Here is an 18,038-nt window from a genome sequence, read left to right on the forward strand (position 1 = left end):
TTGTCATCATGGTGGAAAGGAAGCTGCGCGGGCTGTCCGTTTGACAGAAAGGATGATAAAGCGTTACATCTATAGTAAGGTGAACGTGGAGAGAGGAGGCTTTCAAGTATGGATAAAACGAAAATTCTCATCATCGAGGACGAGACGGCGATTGCCGATTTGCTCGCATATGGATTAACGAGAGAAGGTTTCCTGACTAGGATTGCCTCAAACGGAGCAGCAGGCATCGAGGCGCTTGAGCAATTCAACCCTGATCTGCTTCTACTGGATTGGATGCTGCCTGATCAGAGCGGCCTGGAACTATGCAAACGCGTCACGGCAGATTCCAACATCCCAATCGTGATGATCACGGCAAAATCAGATATTACGGACAAAATCCTCGGCCTGGAATTCGGAGCCGACGATTATATTACGAAGCCGTTCGATCTGCGAGAAGTCATCGCACGCATCCGTACTATTCTTCGGCGACTAGCGAATGCGAATCGCGTGGAGGAAGCAGAAGAGGAGCAGCCACTTCGGTTCCACGATGTCGTAATCGTCAAGAGTGAACGAATCGTCCGCAAGGGCGAAGAACTTATCGATCTGACGCCGAAGGAATTCGATTTGCTTATCAAGCTGTGCGGCAATCGAGGACGGATCTTCTCGCGAGAGGAGCTGCTGGAATTGGTATGGGGTTATGAGTACGCGGGAGAAACGAGAACGGTCGATAACCATATTCAGCGGCTGCGGAAGAAGCTGGACGCGAATGAATACATAACGACCGTATTCGGCATCGGCTATAAATTCGAGAAAGGGACGACGTAGATGTTCCGATCGATCCGCGCTAAATTCATTGTCGGCTTCTTTCTTATTTTCTGCTTCGCGTTCGTGCTCATTAATCAGACGGTCTCCCAAATCATCCAAACGAGTAATCGCAATATTATTACCGAGGATCTGATTGGACTCAAGAAGAATAGTAACGGCTATGTGCGTCAGGCTTTCTTGATGAATCATTTTACGAACAATGATCTCTATTTCGGTCAAATTGCCGAGGAGATCGCAAGTGATTTGCATTACGCAACCTCAAGCGAAGTGAGCGCCTATACGGTTGACGGCGTACTGCTGCACTCCACGAATCCGGTCGCTTTCAAAAGTGTATCTACGGATGATCTCAAACAAGCTTTGCGAGGTGTGACAGCCTATACGATTTCGTATGACAAGGGCACGGCATCCGTCGTTTATGCCTATCCCGTAATGATCGACGGCGTAAAGGTCGGTATTCTGCGATATGCCAAATCCTTTAACCTGCTCTATGAGCAGAGCGGACGCATATTGGATGCAATCTTCTACTTTGCGCTCGCGATCTTCGCCGCTGCGTTCTTGTTCTCGTATTTGCTCTCGAGACATATCACCATACCATTGGTCAAAATGGCCAAAGCGTCTGAAGAGGTGAAGAACGGGAATTTAGCGATCCGGCTGTCGTTCAAGCGCAGAGACGAAATCGGCTTGCTTGCCGGCAACTTCAACGCGATGATCGGACGAATCAGCAGCCAAATCGAACGAATCGGGCGCGATCGGGATCGGCTGGAAACGGTCAATATGCAGCGAAAGCATTTCTTCGACAAGGTGACCCATGAGCTGAAGACGCCCCTTACTTCAATATTGGGTTATGCGGAATTGATTCGAGAGAATGGTGAAAGCGATATGGCTTTCTTCCGCAAAGGTATGGATCATATTGTCGAGGAGAGCCAGCGGCTGCACGGTATGGTGCTTTCGCTGCTGGAAGTTTCGCAAGAGAAGGAAGGTTGGCAGGAGCGGGTGCGCGTGGACGTGGGTATCACACTACGCGATGTGTGCGAAGCCATGACATTTAAGGCACAGCGATACAAGAAGACGATTGCCGTAGAGGCCGGGGAAGGTCTGGTTGTGCTGGCACAGGCGGACAAGCTCCGCCAGTTGATCATTAACTTGCTCGACAATGCGATTAAGTACAGCTCTGCGCATTCGGAAATTGGCATGAACGCTGTATTGGATGATTCAGGATTCATACGTCTTGCTATCGTGAATCAAGGAGAGACCATTCCCACAGACCAGTTGGCTCGCATCTTCGAACCGTTCTTCCTTGGGGACAGCAAGCAGAAGGAAGCGGGCAGCGTGGGGCTCGGTCTCAGCATAGCCCAGTCCATTGTCCACGAGATGAACGGAAGCATCGATATGATCAGTAAGAACGGGGAAACGGTTGTTTATGTGAATTTGCCGCAGCACCTGACAGAGGAGGATGCAACGGAATGAACTTACGAATAATGTCCATTGGCTGTGCATTCATCCTGTTGGCAGTCCTGTTGACAGGCTGTATGCGTGATCTTAAATCCGAAACGATCATTATTCCGGATTCGGGGGAAGAGGATGCTGGCTTACCTGACAGCCAGCCGTTTGTTGTGAAGACGATCTACCGACTCCCATTATCTAATGAGAAAAGTAGCTACGGATGGAGCGGCCCTCAAACCGTTGATCATGTCTCTACCATTGGGCTCGCGCATGAACGTTTTGCTCCGCCTTATTCAGAATCAGAGAAGCTGCCTATGCTTACGGACGATGCTTCGATTCAGGCAGATGGCCTATCACCAGGTGGCGGCTATGTTTCAGGGTATTCATCGACGAGGGATGGCTTGTCGCTATGGATCATCTCATTAACGGATCAACGGAAGAAGCTGGTTCAGACCGTGCAGTTCTCGAGACTTGGGACAGGGCGATTGATGTGGTCAGGTACGGACAACTATGTTTCGTATGTTGGTATAGATGACAGCGGTGATTATATCGGTGTCTATGATACGAAGCTTGGCACGCAGAAGCATTATTCGATTCCGGACTGGAATCGTTCCTACAGCATCCAATCGGTTATGATATCGGGTGATGGCCGGAACGTTTGTATCATGAAGGAAGAGAATGGTTATTCTGGACTTCTGATTGGCTCGTGGCAGGGCGATCACTTTGAACAAAGGTATGAGCACAGAATCAGCCACGATACGCGGCCGGCATGGCTGAGTAACGAACAAACAGCATTCGTCGGAACGGATGACACCCTGTTTGTGTATGATCTGCGTACTGCTGAGATCAACGTGCTGCATGATCGTGTCGGCAGCTTCGCGCTGTCGAGCGATCGCAAATGGATCGCGTTCACGACAGATCAGGTCGCCATCAAAGCAGCTAAGCTCCAAGGCAATAACGTGCTGCAAGAACAGACGATCTATCGGGGTCTGGTGCCCATAGAAATGGGCTGGAGTCCGGATGGCAGCAGATTGCTCGTACAAGGACGAAAGCCATATGAAACATCTGCAACGCAGGCAGCACCTGCTATCGAAACACAAGACAGCGGGCCTTTAATCATTCAATTTCAATGAGGACGGGTTTAACGAAGCATCTTGCCCAAGGTACGCATCCAAGCTGAGATGCAGTTGCCTAAGACAAGATGCTTTTTTGGCGTGAACGCGTATGCCCTTCTTGGTGACAACTTGTTTACAAGTTGAAGAAGTGTTGGTGACATCGATGGCTTAAAGTATAGAAGTCGTCGAATGATCAGCTACATGGGATTCGGCGGGAAAGGGAAGGGGAACTGGATATGAACAAAGGAATCCACGGGCTCGCCAGCTTGCTGTTAATCTTCAATCTGGCTGCATGCAGCGGCACTAACGCACAAACAGACAATAAGCCGGGCGGAACTGTTCAGGATACAGGGAACGCCGGTGATACGACGAATGTCGGTAACGAAGGCGGTACTAACAATGGGAATGCCGGAGGGAATACCAATGACAACGACAAGGCCAAGAAAACAATCGTATTCTCGACCTTCTTCCCTGACGACAGGTTTAAGGAAGCCAAGAAGAAATACGAAGCACTGCATCCGAATATCACCATTAAACTGCAGGACGTCGGTGTAGATGACTCGCATCTGGAAGCTGCTATGGAGAAATATGTGACCACGACGAACACCGAATTGTTGGCGGGTAAAGGTGCCGATCTGATTCAAACGGATTTACTGCCTATCGACAACTATGCAAGCCATCATTTGCTGGCTGATCTGGTTCCGATAATGGAGGCGGATCAGACGTTCAAGAAGGGGGATTACTTCAGCAATGTGCTCGATAATGTGCGCATTGGCGAAGGGCTCTACAGCATGCCGCTCAGTTTCTTCCTCAAAGGTTTTGCAGGCGACGACAGCGCCATCGCTCAGACAGGCGTCAAATTCGATGATAAATCATGGTCATGGAACGACTTTATTCAAACCGCCAAACAAATGACTTCCAAGGGCGGCTATTCCACGGCGCTGGTTTATGGCGGTCCGGAATATATGCTTGCCAACATGGTTAATGACAACTATTCCTTGTTCGTCGATACAGCCGAGAAGAGCGCATCCTTCGATTCATCAACTTTCACGGGACTTATGAAACAGGTCAAGGGCATGTTCGATGACGGATTAATCGATTCGCAAGGCCGCAGGGATTCCTATTTCCAAGACATTCAAATCAACTCGCCATGGGATTATCTCGTTTCTCTGCGCGAAGTCGGCGAGAATACGAGCTTGTATGCCAAACCGCATGCGCAGGATACGAAAGTCGGCGGGTATTTTGAAACCTACCGGAATGTTGCGATTAATGAAAGCTCAGCTGTGAAGAAGGAAGCTTGGGATTTCGTGAAATTCATGATGTCTGATGCGGTGCCAACGCGGCCAACATCAGCGGGATTCCCAATCAACAAGCAGATGTTTGCGAAGCAGATTGAACAATTGAAGAAGGAAGGCACCGTGCAGGCTTATAAAGAAGGCCCTCTACATGGATTAACTTTCGACGTAGATCATACGAAACTGGCTAAGCTTGAGGCATACGTGAACGGAGCGGTTCATCCGGTCGAACGCGATTCTACCAAGGTGGGCGGCGAGGTAGGCAAGGTCATTGTTGAAACGGCGACCGCTTATTTCAGCGGACAGAAATCCGCCGAGGATGTGGCCAAGCTTATTCAGAACAAAGTGACAACCTATCTGAATGAATAGGCAGCTCTTGAAGAGAATCCGCGGTGGCGATGGCTGGAGAGCCCTGCTATTCTTGGCACCGAGCCTGGCCGGTTTTGCGATATTCTATGTCATTCCTTTCATAATTGGGGTTTATGAATCATTCACGGATCAAGCGCTTGGCGGGAAATTCGTTGGTTTGGGCAACTACAAGGAGCTGCTTGCCAGCGGCTCCTTCCGCAAGGCTGCTTCCAATACGCTGCTCTTTACCGGAATCGGCGTCCCGCTCTTGCTCGTGGTGTCCTTGACGCTGGCGCTGGTGCTGAATCGGCAGGTCTGGCTTCGCAGCTGGCTCCAAACAGCCTTTGTTCTGCCGCTGGTCGTTCCGGTTGCTTCCATTGTGTTGGTCTGCCAAATTTTCTTGGATTGGAATGGCACGCTGAACGCTTGGCTGCACGTCTTACATGTCGAGCGAATCGATTGGATGCAGTCCAAATGGTCGATGATTGTGCTCGTGATGATGTACATGTGGAAAAACATCGGCTACGATATGATCTTGTTTCTGGCGGGGCTTCAATCGATCCCGAAGGATTATTACGAGACGGCACGGATCGAAGGTGCGGGGAGGCTCAGACAGTTGTTCCATATAACTCTTGTTTACTTGACGCCGACTATGATCTTCGTTGTGCTGATCTCAATCATCAATTCGTTCAAAATCTTCCGTGAAACCTACTTGCTCGCAGGAAATTATCCATTTGATCGCATCTACATGCTGCAGCATTATATGAACAACATGTTCTTCGAGCTGGATATCCAGAAGCTGACGGCTGCCGCGGCGCTGATGGTGGGCTGCATTGTGGTGCTGGTTACGGGATTGCTGCAAGTAGAGCGACGTTTCCGGTCGTTCATGGAATGAGGGAAGCGGGAGGTAGCCATGAAGATGTTAATGAAATTCCCGCGAGCCTTGCTGAGTATGCTGCTTGCAGCGGCAGCAATCATGATGCTGATTCCGATTGTGCTGACGTTTACGAATTCGCTGATGACGGAGCAGGAAATCGGACTGAATTATGATCTCATCGGCAAAATGACGGATACGGCGCTCGGCGGACAGCGACAATTCGTCAATTTGAAGCTGCTTCCGGATTGGCTGTCGTTCAGCCAATATGCGCAGGTGCTCATTCTGGCGCCAAAGTTTCTCCATATGTTCTGGAATTCGACTGCGCTTGTTGTGCCGATCATCGCCGGTCAGACAGTGGTATCGACGCTTGCCGCATATGCATTCGCGAAGCTTCGTTTTCCCGGGCGTGAGAAACTATTCATGCTCTATGTCATGACCATGCTTATGCCCTTCCAAGTTACGCTGGTTCCGAATTATTTGGTGGTGAATCAGCTTGGGCTGATGAACAGCGATGCAGCGATTATCCTGCCGGGCATCTTCGGCGCCTTCGGCGTCTTCATGATGCGTCAGTTCATGACGCATATTCCCGGTGCTTACGTGGAAGCGGCCAAAATGGACGGCGGCGGCCATTGGATTATTTTCACGCGCATCATACTACCGCTTGTTCAGCCGGGGTTAGCCGCGCTGACCGTTCTGCTGTTCGTCGATTATTGGAATATGATCGAGCAGCCGCTAATCTTCCTTCAGGATGCCGTGAAACAGCCGTTGTCCCTCTATCTCGCCCAAATCGACCAAGAGGCGAGGGGGATCGGATTTGCCGCTTCCGCGCTGTATATGACGCCGATGATCCTGCTCTTTCTTTATGCAGAGTCCTATTTCATCGAAGGCATTCAATTGTCGGGCATTAAAGGATAGTTCAGGAGTGAGGTTATGGAAGAAGAGAACACGCGAGCTCGGAAGCGTAAAATCCGCCTGATAGCAGGCTTGTTTCTAGTCCTGTTGGCAGGCTTAACATTGGCCGGCAATACGCTCCAGTCGTTGTCGTTAACTAAGGTCTACACGATTGAGGCTGCCAAAGGACAGCTGTCACATGTCTATGAAGGTACAGCGACTTTGGTCCCCTATGACGAAAGAGAACTCACGAATCCAGCTGGCTGGACGGTCACCAGCGTACGAGTGAAGAAGGGTGAGGCGGTTCACGAAGGGCAAACGCTTGTTGAATATGACGATACAGAAGCGAAGCAGCAAATCGCCGCGGGGCAATCCGTGCTGAAGAAACTGGAGCTGTCGATCGAGGGACTTCAGCAGAATTTCATTCAGGCCAGCAGTTCTGATGATGCTTCTGCGAAGCTCGCAGCCAAGCTTGCGATTGAAACGGCCAAGCTTGATATCGCCGATCAGAAGCTCGCGATCGAGCTGCTTCAAGCTTCCGCTGCAGCGAACAGCCGAATTACGGCACCTTACAATGGGATCGTCACAGATGTCCACGCCGAAGTGGGGTTGAAGGGCGATGGATCTCCGGATATTCGCATTTCGAATGCGGCGAAGGGTTACCGGTTCGAGCTGTCCGTTCCGTCTGATCTTGGCGCGTTGCTGCAAGTGGGAGAGAAGCTTGAACTATTGAAGCTCGGCAAGGAGAGTGTGGTGCTGACAGGAGTTATCGCCGAAATCAAAGGAACGGTACAAGCAACTGATCATGCTGGCGATGTTGCTCAGGGTGAAGCAACAGAGGGTTCGGCGACGAATACGATTGGCGTCACGGTGCAGGAGAAGTCGCTTCGCGGGGGGGAGCGAGTTCAGGTGATTCTGACCAAAAACAACTCGAGTGATGAAATGATCATTCCTAATGCAGCCGTTCACAAGGACGGAAACGGCACCTATATCTACTCCTACGAGGAGAAACAAGGTCCGCTCGGTAATGCTTATCATGTGGTGCGTATTCCCATCGAAGTGATTGATGAGAATGATACGACAAGCGCCATTCGAGGCGGGATATTCGAGCAGCAGCCGATCATACTGGACAGCGATCACCCGATTATGGAAGGAGAGCGAATAAGACTTTAATCGAAAGCGATAGGGGGAAAAATGTTTGAATAGGGTTTGTTTTGGTTTGAACTTGCCCGAAACCGGTTCACATGGTAGTGGCGGCGTGATATAGTGGGGTGACATTTGCGAATGATTGCACGAAGAAGCGAATTCGCATTCAGCTCATCATGAAAGAGGTTGATCCAGGATGAAGATTACGCGCTGCGCAGCAAACCCTATCGTCACGCCAGGTCTGTACGATTGGCGCAAAGCGACGGTATTTAACCCGGCTGTTATTATCGAAGGCGATAAATTCTATATGATTGAGCGGACTGCGGGCAGTCTGAATCCGTTCCAATGTTTCTTAGGTTTACTCGAAAGCGATGATGGTATCAACTTCCGTCATGTGCAAGACACGCCTGTTATTCACCCGGAGCAGTTTGGCTTCCCCTACGGCAGCATTCAAGATCCGCGTGTCGTGAAGTTCGGCGATACGTTCTATATGAACTACGCGCTTCGTCCGTGCTCGATGAGCTACTACCCAACAGGCGTCGGTCTTCCGAACAATTCTAAGCCGGAGTACCCGAACGGCTGGGGCAAACCGGAGGATTGGCTGACTCGTTCGTCCATTGCAACCTCCAAGGACCTGATCAACTGGGAGTTCTTATGTGATACCACTCCGCTTGAGATCAATGATCGCGATAATATTCTATTCCCTGAGAAGATCGGCGGTAAATACGCTCTTCTTCGTCGCCCGGAAGAGTACATCGGCGAAGAATATGGCACTGAGAAGCCGGCCATGTGGATTTCCTATTCCGAGGATATGATTCATTGGGAAGATCCGATCTTAATTGCGCAAGTGGAGCAGGAATGGGAGTTTAAGAAGATCGGAGGCTCCACGCCGCCGATTAAGACCGATAAAGGCTGGTTGACGCTCTATCATGGCGTAGGTCCGGATCATATCTATCGTGTTGGCGCAATGCTGCTTGACCTGGAGCATCCGGAGAAAGTTGTCGCGCGCGCACCGGGCTTTATTATGGAGCCGGAAGAGTATTATGAGAAATTCGGCCTGTTCATTCCGAATGTTGTATTCCCGACAGCAAATGTAGTGAAGGATGGGCTGCTCTATATCTACTATGGCTGCACGGATACGGCGATTGGTCTGGCAACTGTTCCGCTGGATGAGCTGGTAGAGTATATCATAACGGAGAGTAGTAAGTAGGATGTAGAGAAAAGAAGTTTCGGGTGACCGAAGCTTCTTTTCGTCTATATGTTCATTTATTCGGCAAAAGGAATACAAGCATTCTGAAAGTAAATGCGTTGACAGCGTATTCAAGCTCGTGTTAAGATAACATTTGTCACTGATTTAACACGGGGCCTTAGCTCAGCTGGGAGAGCGCTTGCATGGCATGCAAGAGGTCAGGGGTTCGATCCCCCTAGGCTCCACCAATAAATAACCGTCAGAACCCTTTATAATTAAGGGTTTTTTGTTGTTTCAAATGTATTAAAAGAAGCCTAGGGACGAGCTGGTGCCTAATTGAATTAAAAAAACTGCATCCCCCGGTTAAAGGAGATACAGTTTAGCTTTGTTTATTCAGTCCGTCAAAGGATTGCGATTGCTAAGAAGACCATTTTTCGCAGGTGAGCTGCCTCTCCGCTTGATGTCTCTCATTTCTTTATAATGCGCTCTAGAGACGGGTGCACGGAGGGCGTCTTTTCCAACGGGCTCTTTCTCGAAAAAGACTTGATGCGTATCTTCGTCGTAAAACTCAATTTTGTCTTTTTGAGCCATGAAACAACGGTCGATTTTCACAAAACCCTGCAAACTAAAAAACTTTTCCTGTTCCTCCGGACTTTTTATGTAGTAATAGGTTCCTTCATGCGTCTGGAGATACTTTTCGCCATTTAGACTGCCCACAAATCGGACATCGTTTAGGTCTATTTCGACAATATCGAAACTCCCGTCTTTGCGACGATTAACTACATGATATGGGCGATGCATGTTTCAACATCCCTCCGATGTACTACTTTCTAAGTTCCGCAGGGATTTCAGGTTTATTGATGAATGCGTAAGAACCCACGAGAACGAATACCGATGCCACCCCAATTACAATAGCAGCCACACCACGATATGCTAGTTTTTTCATCTTTTGTTTCACCCCCTTTCCTTAAAAGGCAATAACAACGCTTGTACCATAAAAGCGACTGCAAGGAGGTCAGAAACAAATAGGAAGTTAGTCGCAACGAGCGCTGCGGATAGAATTTTTAACAATGGATAATATTTTGGGGAAAGCCGGGCGTACTTGTCATAGTTCGCCGGCGCGAAGATTAGCACACTTAGCAGCGCAACTGCCGTGAGGATGTAAGTCCAATAATCTGACAGGAAAATATGCGGCATTACTGACATAGCAAGTGTAGAGACAAAAATACATAGCCAACCAGACTTTAAGTGGTAACCGCCTGTTAATAGGCGAATAGTCGCGAATACTATTAATAATAATCCAGTTCTTCCAATTTCGCCAGTAAAAAGTCCTATTAGCAAAGAAAATGCGGTAATAGACACAGTGTTCCAAATAATGCTCAATGAGTAGACGATAACGTCGACTGATGGCGTATTAGCTACGCCATTTGCCTTCATGCGTACATTTAGGTCAGTGGCTATTTTACGCAGCATCTTCTGTATCCTTTCTAAGTGTAAAGTATAGGAATAAAGGAAGAGTTAGTACAAAGACAATACTCGCGGCAATCACGTATTCATCATAATTATTACGGAATACAACTGCCAAGATGGCTGCTAATACGATTGCGAATGCTATTATCGCTAATAGAATTGCATTAGTGCCTCTAATTTCGACATATACTCGCCGTGAAGTTGGAACAAAGTCGAATCCCCAGTTCTTTATGTATACGGTCCTGGCAATCGCTATGTTGGCTAAACAAGTGATAATTTGTACAGCTGTCGCAGTAGCATGATTGCTGGTTATCGTTGAGAATGAAGTATCACTAACCTGACTTGCTACTAGAATAATTAAGCCCTGCACTGTAAATAAAGCGGCTATTCCCGCAAAATTCATGATAATGGAATGGAAAATAGGAACTCGGAACAAAATCCAAAGAACCAGTATAAAGAGGACAAACTGTATATAAGAAGATAAATCACCAACAGCAGGATCTAAGCGCGAGAAGTAAGAAGCTTGGCTCATTAACAAGGAAACTAATAATACGTTCATTATCAATCTTCTGTCCAATCCAAACCTAAACAATGTGAACAAGAATAGCAGCGTGCCAATATACTCGAATGTAGACCCAACAATGAAAAGAAAATAATTCATGCCCCGCCCGCTCCCTTTATTTATCTTCGTCTTTCCTGCGGCGATCATCGGATTCATCTCTAAACTCTATAATTACATCTTCAATCCAAAGCGGTCCGCTCTTAATGACAAGGACCGGATCAGGAAATCCCTTCGTTTTCCTCTTATGATGCATATTGCGTCGATCGATCCCCAGTATCTCTGATACCTCCGCACTGCCGACAAGTTTTGGGTAACTTGGGCCAGTTGCGACTTGTTGTCTTAAATTCAATACTTCATCAACTAAGGATAGAATGCATTCCCCGACTTCTCCTCTCGCTTCATGCGCCAACTCGGTGCATTTCGTGATCGAGAACTTCAAATGATCACCCGCCTAACATAATATGACTTATATCCTGATTATACGACAAAAACGTATATACGCAATATACATAATCATTTATTGATAGAATACATTGAATAATAGACAAACGCAGTAGGTCACTATATGATCATTGTAATTGAATAACCACAGCAAGGTGCGTGTTTAGCCATCTAAACATCGCTTAAAAGGGAAGTCCGGTGCAAATCCGGCGCGGTCCCGCCACTGTTAATGACGAGCAACTCCATGAAAGCCACTGGTAGAAATACCGGGAAGGTATGGAGAAGTGTTGACTCAAAGCCAGGAGACCTGCCTTGACGTGTACGTGTGTTCACAGACTCTACGGATGATGGAGGCGGTGCTTATTTTTGTTGTCATTCATTTGACTGCGGACAGTGCCAGCCTTTGATTCTATATGAATCGAAGGCTATTTTTATTGAAAAGGATATGAATTGCTTACTATTGAGGAGTGAAATTGTGCGAAGTAGGAAGGGGAAATTATGAACAGAAGCAGTAAATTATTATCCGCCATTGTTATCTTATGCTTGATGGTTGGTCAACTGAGTATTACACCTGTGTACGGTTCACCGGCCAAAGATGTGGACAATGCCATTCAGGATACAGCGGCTTACTTGTTGGCGGCGGTACAAGAACCTCAAGTTGGCTCCGTTGGTGGAGAATGGGCTGTCATTGGTTTGGCTCGTTCCGGATATCCAGTCCCTCAACGTTATTTCGACGACTATTATAAGACGGTTGAGAGCTACGTGATTTCGCTGAAAGGCGATCTTCATGATAAGAAGTATACCGAATATTCCAGAGTCATCCTGGCTCTAACCGCCATCGGAGCGGATCCGACCCATGTAGGTGGCTACAATCTGCTGACACCGCTCGGTGATTTCGATAAAACCATTTGGCAGGGGATAAACGGACCGATCTTCGCGCTAATCGCCTTAGACAGCAAGAATTATGCGATTCCATTCAATAGCACGGCCAAGACGAAGGCAACAAGAGAGTTGTACGTCGACGAAATCTTGTCTCGGCAGCTGAAGGATGGCGGATTTGCACTTTCCGGTACGGAGGCAGATCCAGATATTACGGGCATGGCATTGCAGGCACTTGCGAAATATCAGGATAAGAAAAGCGTAAAAGCTGCAACAGATAAAGCGCTCGAGCGGTTATCGAACATTCAGGATAATAAAGGCGGCTACTCCAGCTGGGGAGTCAAAAATTCCGAAAGCACGGTTCAGGTGTTGATGGCGCTATGTGAGCTTGGCATCTCCATCGATGACAGTCGATTCGTCAAAAATGGCAACACCGTTGTCGATGATCTCCTTGGCTATTATGCGGAGGGAAAAGGATTTCAACATGCGATCGATAACAGTGGAGTAAACGGAATGTCTACAGAGCAGGCGATGTACGGACTTGTGAACGTGCAACGTAGATCGGCAAACAAGAATAGTCTTTACAGAATGTCGGACGTAACAAGGAAGACGCCTTCCACTTCAAACGAAGAGGTGGGCTTACCGAATAAACATGAGGACATTAAAGTAATGCCTGTGCTCGAAGCGGGCAAGACGTTCTCGGATATTGCCAATCATCTGAATAGAAAGGCCATTGAAGAGCTTGCTTCACGTGGGATCATTAACGGCATGACTGCAGACACCTTTGCTCCGAATCGGACAATGACACGGGCAGAATTCGCTGCGATAGTGACCAAAGGTCTTGGGCTCCTACCAAAGGCAACTTCCATATTTGCAGATGTTCCCAAAGGCGGCTGGTATGCAGGTTACGTAGGTACTGCTTTCAGATATGGGATCGTGACAGGCACATCGAAGACAACCTTCTCACCTAGCGTGACGATTACGAAGCAAGAAGCTGCTGTTATGATCGCGAGCGCAGCCAAGCTATGCGGCATGGATACCAATCTCAGCGTTGCAGAAACAAGAGATATGCTGGCTCAATTCGGTGATTATACGAAGACTGCTGATTGGGCGAGGGCTGCGCTTGCTTTCAACTTCCGTGAGAATATTTTGTCTCAGGATGCTTTCAATATTGAGCCTAAAGTGGCTATTACGCGTGCCGAGATCGCGGAGATGCTCTACCGCATGTTAGCCGCAACCAAATTGTTGTAAAGAGGCGTTCCTATGAAAGTTACCAGAACTAAAATCATCGCAGCAGCGATCTTTATTGCTGTTCTTGTAGTTGCGTATCTCAGCAGCGGCCCGCTTGAGAGCCGCTCGCCTGAATCGCCTCATGCTTCGACTGATGCCATGCAATCCGTTGATGTTCATCAGCAGAGCGCAGATTCAACTGGAACAGAACCGGCTGATCAACGACCAATTACGAATGAGCAACCAGTTAAAACGACGCCGAAGGCGGAGAATTCTTTGACCGGAGAGTCGTCTGCTTCAGCAAATACAGTTAAGTCCAGTGATGCGTCATCTACGCCAAACACAACAAAGGGGAACGGCCAACAAGAGGTCAAACCCGGCAAACCATCAGTGAAGCCTCCGGCAAAACCGACGGAAGGCAAGCCTTCCAAGCCGTCTATGGCGATTGATCCTAAGACCGGCAAGGATAAGTATTTGACCGAAGCTGTACCCGATGGCAAACCAGTCCCTGTAGAACCGCAGGATTCATCGGTATCCGATAAGACGCTGACCGCCTACCTCTCGGTAAGCTGCGCTACCATTCTGGACAATCTGGATAAGTTAGATCCCGAGAAGCTGGAGCTTGTTCCGAAGGACGGAATCATCGTACCGAAACGCGAAGTTACCTTCTATGAAGGGGAATCGGTGTTCAATGTATCGCAGAGAGAAATGAAGAGAAGCAAGATTCATATGGAATTTGAAAATACGCCTATGTACAACTCTGCCTACATAGAGGGAATTAACAATCTGTATGAATTCGACTGCGGAGAGCTATCTGGATGGATGTACAAGGTAAACGACTGGTTCCCGAATTACGGAAGCAGCCGATACCAGCTTAAGCAGGGGGATGTAATCGAGTGGGTCTACACCTGCGACTTGGGAAGGGACGTAGGCGATACTTATGCTGCTGCAGGCGGTGATAAGAAATGAGAGATGCGTTCTCAAGCTACCATCCCGTAGTGAATTTCACGTATTTCGCACTCGTCCTATCATTCTCGATGATCTTTATGCATCCGGTATGTCTCGGGATCTCCATCGTGTTTGCTTTTGCTTACTCGATCCAATTAAACGGGAAGCGCGCCATGAAATTCAACTTATTCTACATGCTTCCCATGTTGGTTGTAACTGCTCTCATCAATCCAGCATTCAATCATGAAGGAGCAACCATACTTCTCTATTTGCATAGCGGTAACCCATTGACCTTAGAATCTATTACTTATGGTATTGCTGCAGCGACGATGTTCATAGCAGTCATCTGCTGGTTCTCCTGTTACAACGCCGTTATGACCTCGGATAAGTTCATCTATTTGTTTGGCAGGGTTATTCCTGCACTTTCACTTGTGCTCTCGATGGTCCTTCGGTTTGTTCCGAAGTTCAAAGCTCAGTTTATCGTTGTGTCGGAAGCGCAGCGATGCATCGGAAGAGATATTAGGAATGGCAGTGTGCTTGCGAGAATTCGGCATGGCATTCGCATTCTGTCGATGATGACAACATGGATGCTTGAGAATGGCATTGAAACTGCCGCATCCATGCGCAGCCGCGGTTATGGGTTAAAAGGGAGAACCGCGTTTTCACTATACCAATTCGATCGTCGCGACCGGACTGCAATGCTCGCTATATCTATGATTGGCAGCTACATTCTTGTAGGTGTGTATGCGAAAGCCATGTATTATCGTTACTTTCCTTCCATGCGAGGTGTGGAACTATCGGTCTATAGTTTAAGCGTGTTTGCCGCGTTTGCCGCGCTTTGCGCCATACCGCTGGTTATTAACGTTCGGGAGGATATACGATGGAATCATTCACAGTCGAGCATTTAACCTTCTCCTATCCCGGTTCTGATCGGAATGCGTTACAGGATGTTTCATTTACCGTTCGAGAAGGAGCGTTCGTCGCACTCTGCGGCAAATCAGGGTGTGGGAAGTCGACGCTGCTCAGGCATTTCAAGTCGGATCTTGCGCCACACGGTAACCGGAGCGGAGCTGTTAAGTTTCGAGGGATAGCCATTGAGAACATGGATCGTCGTACGCAAATTGCAGACATCGGCTATGTTCTTCAGTCTCCTGATAACCAGATCGTTACGGACAAAGTTTGGCATGAGTTAGCTTTTGGACTGGAGAGTCTTGGCTGCAGCGCTCCGGAAATTCGCAGGCGCGTGGCCGAGACGGCTAGTTTCTTCGGCATTCAAGAGTGGTTCCATAAGAAAGTAACAGAGCTATCCGGTGGACAGAAGCAGCTGCTTAATCTGGCTTCCGTGATGGTTATGCAGCCTCAAGTGCTCTTGTTGGACGAGCCGACCAGCCAGTTGGATCCGATTGCAGCTTCCGAGTTTCTTGGTACACTGGGCAAGATTAATCGAGAACTCGGTATAACCATTGTGCTGACCGAGCATCGGCTGGAAGAAGTACTGCCGTTGTCTGACATCGTGTTTGTGATGGACTTAGGTAAAATTGCAGTATCAGGCACGCCGAGGGAAGTAGGGGAGAAGCTTCGTGAACTGCGGCACGACATGTTCTACGCCATGCCAACGCCTATGCGTGTATATTCGAGGATTGATAATGCGCTGAAATGCCCGGTTACCGTTCGCGAAGGACGCGAGTTCTTACACCGGCTGGCGGAAATCACGCCCTACTCCAAAGAAATGCCGGTGGAAAAGGCATTGAAAGAGGAGGCCATTCCTGCCATTGAACTTGATGAAGTCTGGTTCAAGTATGATAAACATGCTCCGGATGTTCTGAAAGGTTTGTCATTGAAGGTATTTCCAGGTGAGCTTCATGCGATTGTCGGTGGTAATGGGGCTGGGAAAACAACGGCGCTTACTTTGATTTCCGGATTGCGCAAGTCCTACCGCGGGAACGTCCTGCTCTATGGCAAGGCTATTGGGGAATATACGGATGGTGAAAAGTACAATGGATTACTAGGTGTACTGCCGCAAAATCCACAAGCGCTCTTCGTCGGAAAGACGGTGGAGGCGGATTTACTTGAATTGTTATCGGGGATAGATCAAGCAACAGCTCGAGACCGAATTCGGTATGTATCGCATTTATGCGAGCTGGATGAATTACTTGGTCGGCATCCGTATGATTTATCCGGAGGGGAGCAGCAACGTGCAGCTTTGGCCAAAATACTGCTTTTGGAGCCAGCTATTCTGCTGCTGGATGAGCCGACCAAAGGCTTGGATGCGGGGTACAAGCTAAAGCTCGCCGGAATATTGCATCGATTGAAGCAACAGGGGACGGCCATTCTTATGGTCAGCCATGATATAGACTTTTGCGCTAGCTTCTCCGACCGTTGTTCGATGTTCTTCGATGGTGGAGTCGTATCGGAAGGTCAGCCTCGAGAGTTCTTCTCGGGTAACCGTTTCTATACAACGGCAGCGAATCGGATGGCTAGAGAGCTGCTTCCATGGGCAGTTACACCTAATGAGATTATACATGCTTTTGGCGGTCTTAAAGAGGAAGCGAGTAGTTTCGCCAGTCAGCGGGATGCTTTCACAACTTTGACAGCTTCATCAAGGCTCAAGAAAGGCGCATCATCCCTTGGGACAAGCCAAGATCAACAAGTGCCTGCTGAACAACGAAAGTTCTCTAAGCGAACCCTTACAGCCATGATGATGATTTTATTGCTCATTCCGCTTACGATTTGGTTCGGAATCTACTATCTCGATGACCGCAAGTATTACTTTATCTCCATGCTTGTGATCGGGGAGACGATGCTGCCGTTTGCCTTGATGTATGAGGGCAGGAAACCGCAGCCCAAAGAGCTGGTGACGTTAGCCGTATTATGCGGAATAGGAGTAGCCGGCCGTATGGCGCTATTCATGGTGCCGCAGTTCAAACCGGTATTGGCGATCGTCATTATTTCCGGCGTCGCCTTAGGTCCTGAAGCGGGCTTTCTTGTTGGCGCGGTCACAGGTTTTGTTTCCAATTATTATTTCGGTCAAGGTCCTTGGACGCCTTGGCAAATGTTTGGTTTCGGCATAATAGGGTTCATGGCCGGAGTGTTGTTCAGAAAAGGCTTGCTTCGCAGAAACCGAATAAGCTTAAGCCTATACGGGGGAATTGCTGCATTTGTCATATACGGCACAATCATGAATGTCTCTTCTGTATTCATGACACAGACCAAAGTTACAGTAGAGATGTTCGTCCTCGCATGCATACGGGGTATCCCGTTCGATCTCATTCACGGTATTGCGACGGTTGTGTTTCTGCTTATGCTCGCAAGACCCATGCTCGAGAAGCTGGATCGTGTGAAAGAGAAGTACGGTTTGATGAAATAACTTGAGATACGTAGGTGGTTAACTAGATTCATG

The 18,038-nt window shown here is 48.3% G+C and carries 17 protein-coding genes, 1 tRNA gene and 1 riboswitch; of the genes, 13 read left to right on the plus strand and 5 right to left on the minus strand.

Annotation, left to right across the window (positions count from 1 at the left end; all coding sequences use genetic code 11):
- Nucleotides 1-108 precede the first annotated feature (108 nt).
- The 9 genes from AC0YNS_RS14960 to AC0YNS_RS15000 all read left to right on the plus strand — a co-directional run bounded on the left by AC0YNS_RS14960 (nucleotide 109) and on the right by AC0YNS_RS15000 (nucleotide 9,356).
- A complete protein-coding gene (locus AC0YNS_RS14960) occupies nucleotides 109-804 on the plus strand; it encodes a response regulator (RefSeq protein WP_475781770.1) in 696 nt (231 codons plus the stop codon).
- Nucleotides 805-2,271 (plus strand): ATP-binding protein, encoded by a 1,467-nt coding sequence (locus AC0YNS_RS14965; RefSeq protein ID WP_475781771.1) that lies wholly within the window; start codon nucleotides 805-807, stop codon nucleotides 2,269-2,271.
- Nucleotides 2,268-3,380 (plus strand): hypothetical protein, encoded by a 1,113-nt coding sequence (locus AC0YNS_RS14970; RefSeq protein WP_475781772.1) that lies wholly within the window; start codon nucleotides 2,268-2,270, stop codon nucleotides 3,378-3,380. The genes AC0YNS_RS14965 and AC0YNS_RS14970 overlap by 4 nt, the downstream gene beginning before the upstream one ends.
- A gap of 218 nt (nucleotides 3,381-3,598) precedes the next feature.
- Nucleotides 3,599-5,026: an ABC transporter substrate-binding protein gene (locus AC0YNS_RS14975; RefSeq protein ID WP_475781773.1), complete on the plus strand. Its 1,428-nt coding sequence runs from the start codon at nucleotides 3,599-3,601 to the stop codon at nucleotides 5,024-5,026.
- Nucleotides 5,019-5,900, plus strand: coding sequence for a carbohydrate ABC transporter permease (locus AC0YNS_RS14980; RefSeq protein WP_475781774.1), 882 nt, complete (start codon nucleotides 5,019-5,021; stop codon nucleotides 5,898-5,900). Before AC0YNS_RS14975 ends, AC0YNS_RS14980 begins: the two co-directional genes overlap by 8 nt.
- 24 nt (nucleotides 5,901-5,924) lie before the next feature.
- On the plus strand, nucleotides 5,925-6,797 hold the full coding sequence (locus AC0YNS_RS14985) for a carbohydrate ABC transporter permease (protein ID WP_475781894.1): 873 nt from the start codon (nucleotides 5,925-5,927) through the stop codon (nucleotides 6,795-6,797).
- A 15-nt stretch (nucleotides 6,798-6,812) separates the two neighbouring features.
- The gene (locus AC0YNS_RS14990) at nucleotides 6,813-7,946 is read left to right on the plus strand and encodes an efflux RND transporter periplasmic adaptor subunit (protein WP_475781775.1); all 1,134 of its coding nucleotides are present in this window, start codon (nucleotides 6,813-6,815) and stop codon (nucleotides 7,944-7,946) included.
- Between the two features lie 169 nt (nucleotides 7,947-8,115).
- A complete protein-coding gene (locus AC0YNS_RS14995; RefSeq protein ID WP_475781776.1) occupies nucleotides 8,116-9,129 on the plus strand; it encodes a glycoside hydrolase family 130 protein in 1,014 nt (337 codons plus the stop codon).
- Nucleotides 9,130-9,280: 151 nt separating this feature from the next.
- Nucleotides 9,281-9,356 (plus strand) — tRNA-Ala (locus AC0YNS_RS15000).
- Between the two features lie 145 nt (nucleotides 9,357-9,501).
- Here AC0YNS_RS15000 and AC0YNS_RS15005 read toward each other — a convergent pair.
- From AC0YNS_RS15005 to AC0YNS_RS15025, 5 genes are all read right to left on the minus strand, one after another.
- A complete protein-coding gene (locus AC0YNS_RS15005) occupies nucleotides 9,502-9,909 on the minus strand; it encodes a LytTR family transcriptional regulator DNA-binding domain-containing protein (RefSeq protein WP_475781777.1) in 408 nt (135 codons plus the stop codon).
- Nucleotides 9,910-9,931: 22 nt separating this feature from the next.
- Nucleotides 9,932-10,054, minus strand: a complete 123-nt coding sequence (locus AC0YNS_RS15010) for a hypothetical protein (RefSeq protein ID WP_475781778.1) — start codon at nucleotides 10,052-10,054, stop codon at nucleotides 9,932-9,934.
- 8 nt (nucleotides 10,055-10,062) lie between these two features.
- Entirely contained in the window at nucleotides 10,063-10,581 is a 519-nt protein-coding gene (locus AC0YNS_RS15015) for an accessory gene regulator B family protein (RefSeq protein WP_475781779.1), read from the minus strand.
- The gene (locus tag AC0YNS_RS15020) at nucleotides 10,571-11,137 is read right to left on the minus strand and encodes a hypothetical protein (protein WP_475781780.1); all 567 of its coding nucleotides are present in this window, start codon (nucleotides 11,135-11,137) and stop codon (nucleotides 10,571-10,573) included. Before AC0YNS_RS15020 ends, AC0YNS_RS15015 begins: the two co-directional genes overlap by 11 nt.
- A 118-nt stretch (nucleotides 11,138-11,255) precedes the next feature.
- Nucleotides 11,256-11,579, minus strand: a complete 324-nt coding sequence (locus AC0YNS_RS15025) for a hypothetical protein (RefSeq protein WP_475781781.1) — start codon at nucleotides 11,577-11,579, stop codon at nucleotides 11,256-11,258.
- A 138-nt stretch (nucleotides 11,580-11,717) separates the two neighbouring features.
- A riboswitch (cobalamin riboswitch) is annotated at nucleotides 11,718-11,910 on the plus strand.
- 169 nt (nucleotides 11,911-12,079) lie between these two features.
- Here AC0YNS_RS15025 and AC0YNS_RS15030 point away from each other — a divergent pair.
- The 4 genes from AC0YNS_RS15030 to AC0YNS_RS15045 are packed head-to-tail and all read left to right on the plus strand — an operon-like array spanning nucleotide 12,080 to nucleotide 18,005.
- Nucleotides 12,080-13,711 carry an S-layer homology domain-containing protein gene (locus AC0YNS_RS15030; RefSeq protein WP_475781782.1) on the plus strand — a complete coding sequence of 544 codons (1,632 nt, stop codon included), beginning with the start codon at nucleotides 12,080-12,082 and terminating at the stop codon, nucleotides 13,709-13,711.
- A 12-nt stretch (nucleotides 13,712-13,723) separates the two neighbouring features.
- Complete coding sequence (locus tag AC0YNS_RS15035; RefSeq protein ID WP_475781783.1) at nucleotides 13,724-14,659, plus strand: DUF4430 domain-containing protein; 936 nt, start codon at nucleotides 13,724-13,726, stop codon at nucleotides 14,657-14,659.
- Complete coding sequence (locus AC0YNS_RS15040) at nucleotides 14,656-15,546, plus strand: energy-coupling factor transporter transmembrane component T (protein ID WP_475781784.1); 891 nt, start codon at nucleotides 14,656-14,658, stop codon at nucleotides 15,544-15,546. The genes AC0YNS_RS15035 and AC0YNS_RS15040 overlap by 4 nt, the downstream gene beginning before the upstream one ends.
- Nucleotides 15,519-18,005, plus strand: a complete 2,487-nt coding sequence (locus tag AC0YNS_RS15045) for an ATP-binding cassette domain-containing protein (protein WP_475781785.1) — start codon at nucleotides 15,519-15,521, stop codon at nucleotides 18,003-18,005. Before AC0YNS_RS15040 ends, AC0YNS_RS15045 begins: the two co-directional genes overlap by 28 nt.
- The last annotated feature ends 33 nt before the right edge of the window (nucleotides 18,006-18,038 follow it).

The sequence above is a fragment of the Paenibacillus sp. J22FR21 genome (genome assembly GCF_056269135.1).